14 protein-coding genes are annotated in these 12043 nt (G+C 54.7%); 11 read left to right on the plus strand and 3 right to left on the minus strand.

Going from position 1 to position 12043, the window contains the following annotated elements:
- Positions 1-23 precede the first annotated feature (23 nt).
- Both G462_RS22155 and ygfZ read right to left on the minus strand, forming a co-directional pair.
- On the minus strand, positions 24-269 hold the full coding sequence (locus G462_RS22155; protein ID WP_035477252.1) for a hypothetical protein: 246 nt from the start codon (positions 267-269) through the stop codon (positions 24-26).
- 247 nt (positions 270-516) lie between these two features.
- Positions 517-1464, minus strand: a complete 948-nt coding sequence (gene ygfZ, locus G462_RS0108480) for a tRNA-modifying protein YgfZ (protein WP_026958623.1) — start codon at positions 1462-1464, stop codon at positions 517-519.
- 315 nt (positions 1465-1779) lie between these two features.
- Here ygfZ and G462_RS0108485 point away from each other — a divergent pair, with 315 nt between their 5' ends.
- Both G462_RS0108485 and G462_RS0108490 read left to right on the plus strand, forming a co-directional pair.
- The gene (locus tag G462_RS0108485) at positions 1780-2025 is read left to right on the plus strand and encodes an FAD assembly factor SdhE (protein ID WP_026958624.1); all 246 of its coding nucleotides are present in this window, start codon (positions 1780-1782) and stop codon (positions 2023-2025) included.
- Positions 1997-2395, plus strand: coding sequence for a protein YgfX (locus G462_RS0108490; RefSeq protein ID WP_157378584.1), 399 nt, complete (start codon positions 1997-1999; stop codon positions 2393-2395). Before G462_RS0108485 ends, G462_RS0108490 begins: the two co-directional genes overlap by 29 nt.
- On the opposite strand, the gene nadB is transcribed toward G462_RS0108490, so the two are convergent.
- On the minus strand, positions 2392-4002 hold the full coding sequence (gene nadB, locus G462_RS0108495) for an L-aspartate oxidase (protein WP_035477255.1): 1611 nt from the start codon (positions 4000-4002) through the stop codon (positions 2392-2394). The two genes, G462_RS0108490 and nadB, sit on opposite strands and share 4 nt — an antisense overlap.
- A 196-nt stretch (positions 4003-4198) precedes the next feature.
- Between nadB and rpoE the strand changes: the two genes are divergently transcribed.
- From rpoE to recO, 9 genes are all read left to right on the plus strand, one after another.
- Positions 4199-4777 carry an RNA polymerase sigma factor RpoE gene (rpoE, locus tag G462_RS0108500; RefSeq protein WP_026958627.1) on the plus strand — a complete coding sequence of 193 codons (579 nt, stop codon included), beginning with the start codon at positions 4199-4201 and terminating at the stop codon, positions 4775-4777.
- Between the two features lie 22 nt (positions 4778-4799).
- The gene (locus G462_RS0108505; RefSeq protein ID WP_026958628.1) at positions 4800-5333 is read left to right on the plus strand and encodes a sigma-E factor negative regulatory protein; all 534 of its coding nucleotides are present in this window, start codon (positions 4800-4802) and stop codon (positions 5331-5333) included.
- 7 nt (positions 5334-5340) lie between these two features.
- Positions 5341-6396, plus strand: a complete 1056-nt coding sequence (locus tag G462_RS0108510; protein WP_026958629.1) for a MucB/RseB C-terminal domain-containing protein — start codon at positions 5341-5343, stop codon at positions 6394-6396.
- 12 nt (positions 6397-6408) lie between these two features.
- Positions 6409-6885, plus strand: coding sequence for a SoxR reducing system RseC family protein (locus G462_RS0108515; protein WP_026958630.1), 477 nt, complete (start codon positions 6409-6411; stop codon positions 6883-6885).
- A 146-nt stretch (positions 6886-7031) separates the two neighbouring features.
- Positions 7032-8825, plus strand: a complete 1794-nt coding sequence (gene lepA, locus G462_RS0108520; protein WP_026958631.1) for a translation elongation factor 4 — start codon at positions 7032-7034, stop codon at positions 8823-8825.
- 9 nt (positions 8826-8834) lie between these two features.
- Positions 8835-9749 carry a signal peptidase I gene (gene lepB / locus G462_RS0108525; RefSeq protein ID WP_026958632.1) on the plus strand — a complete coding sequence of 305 codons (915 nt, stop codon included), beginning with the start codon at positions 8835-8837 and terminating at the stop codon, positions 9747-9749.
- 11 nt (positions 9750-9760) lie between these two features.
- Positions 9761-10432, plus strand: a complete 672-nt coding sequence (rnc, locus tag G462_RS0108530) for a ribonuclease III (protein WP_026958633.1) — start codon at positions 9761-9763, stop codon at positions 10430-10432.
- On the plus strand, positions 10432-11331 hold the full coding sequence (era, locus tag G462_RS0108535) for a GTPase Era (RefSeq protein ID WP_026958634.1): 900 nt from the start codon (positions 10432-10434) through the stop codon (positions 11329-11331). The genes rnc and era overlap by 1 nt, the downstream gene beginning before the upstream one ends.
- 3 nt (positions 11332-11334) lie before the next feature.
- Positions 11335-12042, plus strand: coding sequence for a DNA repair protein RecO (gene recO, locus G462_RS0108540; protein ID WP_026958635.1), 708 nt, complete (start codon positions 11335-11337; stop codon positions 12040-12042).
- Position 12043: the final 1 nt, after the last annotated feature.

Below are 12043 nucleotides of genomic sequence, written 5' to 3' on the forward strand. Positions count from 1 at the left end.
ATTATTCTCGTTACCGTTCGCACCTAGAGTGAGATTTTGCCTTTTAAGTAGGCCTTAATCAGTGACTCGATAATCTTCTGCACCGAGCGCTCTTCTTCGATGGCCCGGATCTTTAACGCTTTCAGCGTTGCCGGATCGAGGCGCAACGAAGTGTTCTTCTTTGATTTTTCCGACTTAGGTTTATCCGATTTAGGTTTATCGGATTTAGGCTTATCAGAATTAGGTTTATCCGACTTCGCCGTTTTATCGGTTTTACTGCTCTTTGCCATCTAGTTAACCATAGACTGAAATTATGACGTCATTATGTCACTTTGGTGATTTGGCTGAGTTAGTCAACCGATTTGTGACAGCTTTGGGATTTCACAATAATTTTCAAGTAATTACTTGCGAAAACAGTGGCTCAGAGCTTGTTCGGATATGAGGTTAGCGCAGGATATTGAAGTGGGGCGGAATCAAACAACGGAGAGACAAGGCGTCTCTCCGTTCGGTTAACGGGCTTTACTCTCTAATCGACTTTTACTCGCCAATAGAGTAGGGCAGTTGTGCCAAGGTAAACTGGCTGCTGTCATCACCACTGAGGCGGAAACGCGCATCGGCTTCCAGCTCTTTATCACTGACGGCTAGCAGTTCAATATGCTCGGGCTCGATGGCCACGGCTTGCAGCACGGTGGCCTTGGCGCGCCAATTCTCGCCTAGTTGCAGCTCCAGCTTGTCGCCAGCTTCTGGCAGGCGTTGGCTGTGGCCCACCAAGCGGTGAGTGGCTCGCTTGTTAATGCCGCGATAGCGGGCGCGGGCGATGGTTTCCTGTCCGGTGTAACAGCCCTTGCTAAAGCTGATTGCCTCGAGGCTGTCCAGGTTAAGCGCCTGCGGGATAAACTCGCCACTGGTGGCGGCTTCAAGCATCGGTAGACCAGAGGCGACTTGCCCAGCCAGCCACACTTGGTTGGCATCCAAGGTGTTATCAGCGGGCTGCGCTGTTAGCCCTTGCTGGTTGATCACCAGGTAGCGTACTCGTGGGCCATCGAGGCGAATGCATACGCCGCCATCGTTCAGTAGGCCGCCGTGGTTGGCCAGGTTCTCGTCAAACTGCTCGCTAATAAAGCTGGCAGCTTGGTTACCCATGACTGCGGTAAGGCTCAGGTTCTCTGGCTCACTGATCTCGACCTTGGCGAACACCGCGTACTTTTTCAGCTCGGCTAGCTGGGTAGCTGCAACTGACTGCGGCTGCAGATAGAGGAAGCGCTGCTCATCAAGGCGTACCACTCGGATCACCGACCAGGTCTTGCCTTTTGGGTCGCAGTGGGCGCTTAGGCTGTGTTGGCCAACTTGTAAGGCGCTCACATCGCAGGTGAGCTGTCCTTGTAGGTAGCTGGCCGCCTCTTCACCGCTTACCTCGGTGATATGCCATTGGCTGAGGCCTTGAACAAAAATCGGGGGAATGGGACACAATGCATTGGTTGTCATGGTTTAACTCCGTTGCCGCTGGCAAGCCAGGGAACCTAGTGATTAGCCGTGTGAGCCTGCTTTGTCTGCGTTTCTTCTTGGCTAAGGTTAAAGCGTTGTTGCAAGCATACTACAAAAAAAGCGTTGGCAACGCAGCACCTTGAGGCCTGAAAGCGCCGTTTCTCCATTTGGATAAACGAAGTGATGAACAGCCAGCAATTGGTGGTTTTAGTGAGCTGAATTTCTGACAAGTAACCACGAATTTGGTATGGTTTGCAGCGAAAAATCCCGGCTAGTCTATTTGCCGGTGATGCGGTTTTAGCCTCGAGGAAAAACATGCAACAAAGTAAATCACGCTTAAAGTGGGCCTGTCGGCGCGGAATGTTGGAGCTGGACGTGCTACTGATGCCATTCGTTGATGAAGCCTATGACCAACTTAGCGAAGCCGATCAAGCAGCCTTCCGTCGCTTGCTAACCTGTGATGATCCGGATCTGTTTAGCTGGTTTATGGGTCACCGTGAATGCGACGATCCTGAGTTGGCGAAGATGGTGAATGTCATCCTCAAGCGCATTAAAGCATAAGCTTCAGGCCAGGCGCTCTCTTAGTTACCTGGCCTTAGTCTTTCTCTCTACGCTAGTGATGCTGGCGGTCATTCGCCAACACTGGCAACTTCTCAGCGTCAGCACCTTACCCCTGATTAATCTGGTCTTCGGCCTGCTGCACTGGTGGCGCTACCGCCCCCGGTTTAGTTTTTCAGCCGAGCAGCTTTGGCTAGCCGATTCAGGCGATCAAGCGCCGTGGCAGTGGAGTCAACGAAGTCGGGTGGGCTTGGGCTTTTGTTTGGTGGTTGCACAACGCCAAGGTGAGCGCCGCTATTGGTTGGTGTTCGCCGATAGTGCTGAAGATAGCGACTACCGGCGATTGTGTGCGGTGATCAACTTGCTCGCTTAGTCGAGCTGACCGCCGTGGTAGAAGCTGTTGGGATCGAGAATGGTCGGTTTCGCTTCCGGTAGCTTGTCGGGGTAGTCCTGGTTGTAGTGCAGCCCGCGACTCTCGTGCCGCTGCATCGCGCAGGCGACGATAAGCTCCGCCACTTGTACCAAGTTACGCAACTCTAGCAGGTTGTTGCCTACGCGGAAGTTGGAGTAGTACTCGAAGATTTCTTGCTGCAGCAAATGGATGCGGCGCATCGCTCGCTCCAAACGCTTGTTGGTGCGCACAATACCCACGTAATCCCACATAAACAGGCGTAACTCGTGCCAGTTGTGGGTAATGATCACTTCTTCATCGGAATTGCTTACCTGGCTTTCATCCCAGTCTGCCAGTTTCGATACCAGCTCAACCTTATCGAGGCGCTGGTGGATATGCTTGGCCGCGCTGTGGGCAAACACCACGCACTCTAGCAGCGAGTTACTGGCCATACGGTTAGCGCCATGCAAGCCGGTGTAAGCAACTTCACCGATGGCATACAAGTTGGCGATATCGGTCGCGCCGTTGAGGTCGCTGACTACTCCGCCACAGGTGTAGTGGGCTGCGGGCACCACCGGGATCGGCTGTTTACGGATATCGATCCCCAGCTCTAAGCAGCGCTTGAGGATGGTGGGGAAGTGGAGCTCGATAAACTCATCGTCGCGATGGCTGATATCTAAGTACACACAATCGCTGCCAAAGCGCTTCATCTCGTAGTCGATGGCGCGTGCTACCACATCTCGCGGGGCCAGCTCTTCGCGCTTGTCATGATCGGGCATAAAACGGGTGCCATCGGCCCGTTTTAGCAGAGCGCCTTCGCCGCGTAGCGCTTCGGTAAGCAGGAAGTTACGCGCATCGGGGTGATACAAGCAGGTTGGATGGAATTGGTTGAACTCCATGTTGGCCACCCGGCAGCCTGCGCGCCACGCCATAGCGATGCCATCGCCGCTGCTGACATCTGGGTTAGAGGTGTACTGATAGACCTTACTGGCACCGCCGGTCGCTAAGGCGACAAACTTGGCGCGAACCACTTCAACCCGCTCGCGGTTACGGTTCCAGATATAGGCGCCCACCGCGACTTTGTTCTCGCCCTGCTGCTCGGTGATAAGGTCAACTGCATTGAAGCGTTCTAGCAGGGTGATGTTGGGGTGAGCCAGCACCTTGCTTACCAAGGTACGTTGCACCGCTTTACCGGTGGCGTCGGCGGCGTGCAGAATACGTCGACGGCTATGGCCACCTTCGCGGGTCAGGTGGTAGTTGGTCTCGCCGCTGGCGTCTTGTTCTTGGTCGAACGGAACGCCTAAGTTAATCAGCCAATCGATGGAGGCCTTGCTGTTCTCGGCGGTGTAGGTCACCGCCTCTTCATCACATAGGCCATCGCCGGCAATCAAGGTATCGTTGACGTGTTGTGGGACACTGTCGTTCTTGTCGAACACGGCGGCTATCCCGCCCTGAGCATAATAAGTCGAGCCTTCCTTCAACGGCCCCTTGCTCAAAACGTGGACTTTGGCATAATCAGCTAGATTAAGGGCAAGAGTCAGGCCGGCAGCGCCACTTCCTATAACCAGTACGTCGCTTGTGTATTCCATTGCAGTGTTCTTGATGCTTGTTGTCAGACTGGATGAGGCGCTAGTGTAACCGAAATACAAGATGCTGTGCAGTGTCGCGCTTGCCAAATGAAATAAAAACGAATTGATGAGAACTTTTTTGAAAAGCAGTAGTCCTAAAAAGTGCGCCACCGAAAAAGCTACCGAATTTCAAGCATTAGGGGGTCGGTAGCATACAATGAGTGAACAGTGGACTGACCAAGCGTTGGTCGAGCGGACTCAGCGCGGTGACAAAGCCGCCTTTGGTCTGTTAGTAAAGAAGTATCAGAACAAAGTGGCAAGTCTGGTTGCCCGATATGTAGCAAACCCTGGCGACGTCGCAGACGTCACTCAGGAAGCATTTATCAAAGCGTACCGGGCGTTGCCGAATTTTCGTGGTGAAAGTGCGTTTTACACTTGGCTATATCGGATTGCGGTGAATACCGCAAAGAACTACATCGTGGCCCAAGGGCGTCGCCCGCCAGCTAACGATGTGGATGCCGAAGAGGCTGAGTTTTATGATGGCGGTGAAGCCCTGCGAGAAGGCGATTCTCCGGAGACGTTACTGCTGTCAGACGAGATTAAGAAAGTGGTTTTTGCTACGATAGAGGCATTACCCGACGATTTACGTACTGCGATTACGCTTCGAGAGCTGGATGGACTAAGCTATGAGGAGATCGCAAGCGTGATGGAGTGCCCTGTAGGGACAGTACGTTCGCGTATTTTCCGTGCCCGGGACGCTATCGACAAGCGAATCAAGCCGCTATTGAGCCGGTGATTTTTGGGAAAAGAAAGAGATTATGGCAAATAACGAGCAGCTATCAGCGCTAATTGACAACGAGTTGCAGGATGCAAAGTTGTTGGAACAGTTAGCTAATGACGCCGAACTGGCCGACAGTTGGCGTGACTATCACCTGATTGGCGATGTTATCCGGGGCGAAGTGGCTCCGCGCATTGAAATCGACATCGCTGACCAAGTTGCCTTGGCCCTTGAAGAGGAACCAGCCATTGTGGCGCCACGCCCACAAGCTGAGCAAGACAAGCCTTCTTCAGCCAAAGTCGTCAAATTCTTCCGTTACGCGGGTCAATATGCGATAGCGGCTTCAGTTGCAGTTGCCGCGATTATTGGCGTGCAGCAGTATTCTGTAGAGCAGGGCGGCGAAGAGCCACTGCCTGTATTTAATACCATTCCGGTTGGTGGAGCAGTAAGCCCGGTCAGCCTGCAGTCAGGTCCACAGCATCGTGAAATGACTGAAGCTGAGATCCTCGAGCAGCGTCAACGTATCAGCGCCTACTTGCAAGACCATCGGTTCCAACAGCGTGTTGTAGAGTAGTTCGCCTATGCGCAAGACTGTATTGATGATGCCAGCGCTGATTGCGCTGGCTTCTTTTTCTGTAGCTTCTGAAACCGTCCTTCCGGAATCTCCTAGTAACGACACCTCCGTTCAGGCGGTCACCCCAATGCTGGCCTCGCAAGAAGAAATCCGTGAGGAAACCGCGCTTGATCTGCTAATGCGCTTCCAGCATGCCTTCCATCATCTTAACTACGAACTGGCTTACATCGAGGTGCGCCAAGGCCATATCGAGCCGGTGCGCTTTATCCACGGTTTAGTCGATGACGTGCAGATCAGCCACCGGGTCTACCTAAATGGACCTGCCCATGAGGCGGTTTATCGCGCCAACAAGGTCGCCTACTTCGAGGCCGGACAGCCGCCTTATAGCCTGACCTCTAAGCGTTTGCCGGGCATCTTTGGCAACTTAGCCGCCTTGGAAGCTGAGCGCCTCAGCGCCAACTACGAGCTGGTCATTGCCGGTAAGAGTCGGGTAGCAGGCCGACCCGCGCAGGTGATGCGTATCGTGCCGAAATCCGCTGACATGTATGGCCTGTATCTATGGCTGGACTTTAACTCAGCCTTGCCACTGCGCATCGATATCGTCGATCGCCAAGGGGATTTGGTTGAGCAGCATATGGCAGTGAGTCTGATTGAGTTCAGCAAGCCCAACGAGTGGATGCAAGAGCTGGCCAGTATCGATCTGCCGAGTGTGGTAACCGGTGCCAACCTTGATGCCAGCGAAGAGCTGCAAGTTGATTGGCAGCTGGGCTGGAAACCGGTTGGCATGGAGGTACGCGCCCGTGAGCAGCACTCCTTGGTGCTGTTGTCCGAATCGGTGGATTACATGCAATTGGGCGATGGTCTGTTTGATGTTTCGGTGTATATCAATCCCATCGGCACCACCAGTCCATTGCGCGAGCACCTGGTTCGCCAAGGCGCGACCAGCCTGCACACCGTGGTGCGCAACGGTATCGAGATCACCGTGGTCGGTGAGATCCCACCGGAGACCGCCTCGCGCATCGCCGACAGCGTGAAATTTTCGCCACGCCTTGAGCAGCCATAACGCGGCCGACCGATGAAGCAGGACCAGAGCGAGCTACTGATCGAAACCGCCAAGGTGGTAGAAGTCACCGAACACGGCGCGGTAGTAGAGTGTATCTCGCGCAGCGCCTGTAGCGCTTGCTCTAAGGCCGAAGACTGCGGCAACAGCTCGCTGGCCAAGGCCTTTCCCTCGCGGGTGCATCGTTTTGAGGTGGCCACGCCACTTAAGGTTGCGCCCGGTGAGCAGGTCGAACTTGGCCTGCCTGCCAAGCAGTTGGTGCGCCACGCCTTACTGGTCTATCTGTTACCGCTGGTATGTCTGGTACTGGGTAGCGCTGGTGGAGCGCTGCTAGGCGCCGCAAATGGTAGCAGTGAGGGCCTGAGTATCGCAGGTGCTGGCATCGGTTTAGCACTGGGTTTTGTGCTCAGCCGCCGCCTCTCTCGACAGCAATCCGGCAACCATGCCAAGCCCAGTATTGTCGGTGTTCATCAAGGGCGCGACAAAGCGTAGCTACTGTGGGCGAAATCGAGTAGAATTCCGCCCCTTAGAGCTCAACCAATGATCACGGTCTCCCTTCCAGCCTTTGGCCCCCAGCAAGCTAACGTCTATGCTGCTTTAGGAAGGCAGTATCGAATTAACTAGCGTACAGATTTTCTATGAAGCACATTCGCAATTTCAGTATTATTGCTCACATCGACCACGGTAAGTCGACCCTATCCGATCGACTCATCCAACACTGTGGTGGCCTGAGTGAGCGCGAGATGGAAGCCCAGGTTCTAGATTCAATGGATCTAGAACGAGAACGCGGCATTACCATCAAAGCCCAAAGCGTGACGCTGGACTATAACGCCAAAGACGGCGAGACCTACCAGCTGAACTTTATTGATACCCCCGGACACGTTGACTTCACCTATGAAGTAAGCCGCTCGCTGGCGGCCTGCGAAGGCGCGTTGCTGGTGGTAGATGCCGCTCAGGGTGTAGAAGCGCAAACACTGGCGAACTGCTACACCGCCATCGAGATGGATCTAGAAGTGATCCCGGTTTTGAACAAGATCGACCTGCCTCAGGCCGACCCAGACCGCGTTGCCGAAGAGATTGAAGACATCGTCGGTATCGATGCCACCGACGCCACCGTATGCTCGGCCAAAACCGGCCTGGGTATTGAAGACGTACTGGAAGCCATCGTTAAAAACGTCCCGGCGCCAGAAGGTGACTCCAATGGCCCGCTAAAAGCGCTGATCATCGACTCGTGGTTTGATAACTACCAAGGTGTAGTGTCGTTGGTGCGAGTGACCCAAGGCGAGCTGAAAGCGGGCGACCGCATGCTGGTGATGTCGACCGGCCAAGTGCACGTGGTCAACGAGGTGGGTATCTTCACCCCGAAACAAACCAGCACCGGCACCCTGCGCACTGGCGAAGTGGGCTATGTGATCGCCGGTATTAAAGACATTCTGGGCGCGCCTGTGGGCGACACCCTAACCACCCAAAAGAACGGCGCAGAAGAAGCCCTGCCGGGTTTCCAAAAAGTGAAGCCGCAGGTGTATGCGGGCCTATTCCCAACCAGCTCGGACGAGTATGAGAACTTCCGTGATGCGCTGGGCAAACTGAGCCTGAACGACTCATCGCTGTTCTACGAGCCAGAGAACTCAACCGCATTGGGCTTTGGTTTCCGCTGTGGCTTCCTTGGCATGCTGCACATGGAGATCATTCAAGAGCGTCTGGAGCGTGAATACGATCTCGACCTTATCACCACCGCGCCAACGGTAGTTTACGAGGTGGAGCTAAGCTCAGGCGAAGTCAGCTATGTAGATAGCCCTGCCAAGCTGCCACCGGTAAACAACATTGGTGAGATCCGCGAGCCGATCGCCGAGGTGAACATCCTGGTACCACAAGACTACTTGGGTAACGTGATTACCCTGTGTGTCGAGAAGCGTGGTGTGCAGAAGAAGATGGATTACCACGGCAAGCAAGTGGCGCTGACCTACGAGATCCCAATGGCCGAAGTGGTATTGGATTTCTTCGACAAGCTGAAATCGACCAGCCGCGGTTACGCCTCACTGGATTACAACTTCAAGTACTTCCAGGCCGCCGATATGGTGCGTGTAGACATCATGATCAACGGCGACCGGGTTGATGCGCTGGCGCTGATCTGCCACAAAGACAACGCCGAAAGCCGTGGTCGTCAGGTGGTTGAGAAGATGAAAGAGCTGGTGCCAAGACAGATGTTCGACATCGCGATCCAGGCGGCCATCGGCAACCACATTATCGCCCGCTCAACCGTTAAACAGTTGCGTAAGAACGTAATCGCCAAGTGTTACGGCGGTGACGTGAGTCGTAAGAAGAAGCTGCTAGCCAAGCAGAAAGAAGGTAAGAAACGCATGAAGCAAGTAGGCAACGTGGAAGTGCCTCAAGAAGCCTTCCTTGCGGTACTGCACATCGGTAAGGACTAATAAACAGATATGGCAAGCCTATTTCCGCTCATTCTTGTTATCGCCACCCTGGTTACCGGGGTGATCTGGGGCCTGGATAAGTTTATCTGGGAGAAGCAACGTGAAGCCCGTTTGAGCGACGCTCAAACCGCCGCCGGTGGCGAGCTGCCTGAAGAGGCCTCTGACAAGCTCAGCAAAGCGCCGAGCTGGGTTGAAAACAGCCGCTCGGTGTTCCCGGTGATTGCGGTGGTGATGGTGCTGCGCTCGTTTATCTACGAGCCGTTCCAGATCCCATCTGGCTCGATGATGCCCACCCTGTTGGTTGGCGATTTCATCTTGGTGGAAAAGTTTGCCTATGGCCTGAAAGATCCTGTGACCCGCACCAAGCTTATCGAAACCGGTGAGCCGGAGCGCGGTGATATCGCGGTATTCAAATACCCGCAAGATACCCGCATCGATTACATCAAGCGGATCGTTGGCCTGCCGGGCGACAAAGTGATCTACCGCGGCAAGCAGTTGTTTATCCAGCCCCGTTGCGAAAGCGAGCCTTGCGAGAGCCTCAAGCCGGTTGAGCTTGACTTTGAGGTGTCTGGCCGCTTTATGCAGGGGCCGTACCCGCTGGAAACCTACAATGAACAGCTGGGCGATGTGGCACACCAGATCCTGATCAACCCGCATGCACCGGATCGCGCCGAGTACTTCTATGCGCAGCCAGGCCTGCAGCGTGGCGAGTGGGTAGTGCCTGAGGGCCATTATCTGGCCTTTGGTGACAACCGCGATAACAGTACCGACAGCCGCTATTGGGGCTTTGTCTCCGACGACCACCTAGTGGGTAAAGCGGTCGCGATCTGGATCAGTTTTGAATTTGAGCGCGGCGCCGACTCTGTGCTGCCGGGCTGGATCCCAACCGGGGTTCGATTTAACCGTGTAGGTGGCATTTCTTGATGGATGCGCAGATGCATGCCAATAAGTTAGCTCGCTTGCAGCGAGTGATTGGATATCAGTTCGCTGATATCGCACTACTGGAACAGGCCCTGACTCATCGCAGCGCCGCCAGCAAGCATAATGAGCGCCTGGAGTTTCTGGGCGACTCAGTGCTGGGCTGGGTAATTGCCGATGCCCTGTATCGCCAGTTCCCGGAAGTTAAAGAAGGCGACCTGAGCCGAATGCGTGCCAGCCTGGTACAAGAGGTCACTCTGGCCGATATCGCCCGTGAGTTTGAGCTGGGCGATTGCCTCAAACTGGGCTCTGGCGAGCTGAAATCCGGTGGCTACCGCCGCGACTCGATCCTCTCCGATGCGCTTGAAGCGATCATTGGCGCTATCTTCCTCGATGCCGATATCACCACTGCCCAGCAGTTGCTGCACCAGTGGTATCAGTCGCGACTGGCGGCTATCGAGCCGGGCATCAATCAAAAAGATCCGAAAACCCGCCTGCAAGAGAAGCTGCAGGCGATGAAAAAACCGCTACCGATTTACACGGTGATCGCCGTCAGTGGCGAAGCGCATAATCAGCGCTTTACCGTGCAGTGTGAGGTAGAGGACTTGCAACAACCGGTTGTCGCTGAAGGAACCAGCCGTCGCAAGGCGGAGCAACAAGCGGCTCTAAATGTACTGGAGCGCCTGTGATGAATTACGATACTCGCTGTGGCTTTGTCGCCATTGTTGGTCGCCCGAATGTGGGCAAATCGACCCTGCTCAACCGCTTGTTGGGCCAAAAGGTCAGCATTACTTCTAAGAAGCCACAAACTACCCGCCACCGTATTCTGGGCATCGATACCGATGATATCTACCAGACCATCTACGTGGACACCCCGGGGCTGCACAGCGACGAGCAAAAAGCGATTAACCGCTTGATGAACCGCGCTGCCTCATCGTCGCTAGGTGACGTTGAGATGGTGATCTTTGTGGTAGAAGGCACCCGCTGGACCAGCGACGACGAGATGGTGCTGGCCAAGCTCAAGACCATGAAGGTGCCGTTGGTGTTGGCGGTTAACAAGATCGACAACGTCAAAGAGAAAGAAGAGCTGCTGCCGCACTTGCAAGAGCTGGGCAAGAAGCACAACTTCACCCATATCCTGCCAATTTCAGCCAAGCACGGTAAGAACGTAGAGCAGTTGCGCGAGTGGGCTCAGCAATGCCTGCCCGAGAACGTCCACTTCTTCCCTGAAGACTATGTGACTGACCGTAGTTCGCGCTTTATGGCCTCTGAGATTGTGCGTGAAAAGCTGATGCGTTTCACCGGTCAGGAGCTGCCGTACTCAACCACGGTTGAGATCGAGCAGTTTAAAATGCAGGAGAACGGCGTCTATCAGATCAACGCCTTGATCTTGGTGGAACGAGACAGCCAGAAGCGAATGATTATCGGTAACAAAGGCGAGAAGCTCAAAACCATCGGCCGTGAGGCGCGCATGGATATGGAGCGCTTGTTCGATAACAAGGTCTTCCTTGAGATGTGGGTGAAAGTGAAATCCGGCTGGGCCGACGATGAACGCGCCCTGCGTAGTCTGGGTTACGGAGACGACTAAGGATTGGCGAGCCACGACTTAAGTCCGGCCTTTGTGCTGCATAGTCGGGCTTATCGCGAAACCAGCCTATTGGTGACCTTCTTCAGCGAATCACGCGGGAAGCTCACCGCCGTTGCCAGAGGCGCACGCAACAAGCGCTCGCCCTTGCGCAGCTTACTACAGCCCGGCGCGCCACTGTTGGTGGGGCTGAGCGCCGGTAACGGCGGCTTGGTTAACCTGCTCAACGCCGAATCGCAGACCCTCGCCTTGCCGCTATTTGGCAAGCATCTATTTAGTGCCCTCTACGTCAACGAATTACTGTATCATCTACTGGATGAGCACAGCCCCTATCCCGAGCTGTATCAATGCTATCGACAGTGCCTGCTGGAGCTAGCCGCGGCTAAACCCATCGAGCGGAGCCTGCGTCAGTTTGAGTTTCAGCTGTTTCGGGAGCTAGGCTTCGCCTTGAGTCTGCCAGAGGATTGGCTACCCCAGCAAAACTATAGCTACTCCTTATCTCGTGGGTTTTATCCCGCCCAAGGCCACAGCTCGTATAGTGGTGAGCAGATCGCCCAGCTGTGCAATTTTACCGGCAGCGACGAGCAACTACCGCTGGCCAGGCAGTTTTGTCGGCAGCTTATCGCCCAGTTGCTGAACGGACGCGAGCTACGCTCGCGCGCCCTATTTAAACAGATATCTCCGGCCCAAGACGCCGGGGAACAACAGTCTTAAC

The organism is Aliagarivorans taiwanensis DSM 22990, from assembly GCF_000429505.1.
In the GTDB taxonomy this organism is placed as follows: Bacteria; Pseudomonadota; Gammaproteobacteria; order Enterobacterales; family Celerinatantimonadaceae; genus Aliagarivorans; species Aliagarivorans taiwanensis.

Excerpts from the sequence above, each read along its gene's own strand:
- G462_RS22155 (WP_035477252.1), bottom strand. The coding sequence starts at position 269 with ATGGCAAAGAGCAGTAAAACCGATAAAACGGCGAAGTCGGATAAACCT.
- ygfZ (WP_026958623.1), bottom strand. The coding sequence starts at position 1,464 with ATGACAACCAATGCATTGTGTCCCATTCCCCCGATTTTTGTTCAAGGC.
- G462_RS0108485 (WP_026958624.1), top strand. The coding sequence starts at position 1,780 with ATGCAACAAAGTAAATCACGCTTAAAGTGGGCCTGTCGGCGCGGAATG.
- G462_RS0108490 (WP_157378584.1), top strand. The coding sequence starts at position 1,997 with ATGTCATCCTCAAGCGCATTAAAGCATAAGCTTCAGGCCAGGCGCTCT.
- nadB (WP_035477255.1), bottom strand. The coding sequence starts at position 4,002 with ATGGAATACACAAGCGACGTACTGGTTATAGGAAGTGGCGCTGCCGGC.
- rpoE (WP_026958627.1), top strand. The coding sequence starts at position 4,199 with ATGAGTGAACAGTGGACTGACCAAGCGTTGGTCGAGCGGACTCAGCGC.
- G462_RS0108505 (WP_026958628.1), top strand. The coding sequence starts at position 4,800 with ATGGCAAATAACGAGCAGCTATCAGCGCTAATTGACAACGAGTTGCAG.
- G462_RS0108510 (WP_026958629.1), top strand. The coding sequence starts at position 5,341 with ATGCGCAAGACTGTATTGATGATGCCAGCGCTGATTGCGCTGGCTTCT.
- G462_RS0108515 (WP_026958630.1), top strand. The coding sequence starts at position 6,409 with ATGAAGCAGGACCAGAGCGAGCTACTGATCGAAACCGCCAAGGTGGTA.
- lepA (WP_026958631.1), top strand. The coding sequence starts at position 7,032 with ATGAAGCACATTCGCAATTTCAGTATTATTGCTCACATCGACCACGGT.
- lepB (WP_026958632.1), top strand. The coding sequence starts at position 8,835 with ATGGCAAGCCTATTTCCGCTCATTCTTGTTATCGCCACCCTGGTTACC.
- rnc (WP_026958633.1), top strand. The coding sequence starts at position 9,761 with ATGCATGCCAATAAGTTAGCTCGCTTGCAGCGAGTGATTGGATATCAG.
- era (WP_026958634.1), top strand. The coding sequence starts at position 10,432 with ATGAATTACGATACTCGCTGTGGCTTTGTCGCCATTGTTGGTCGCCCG.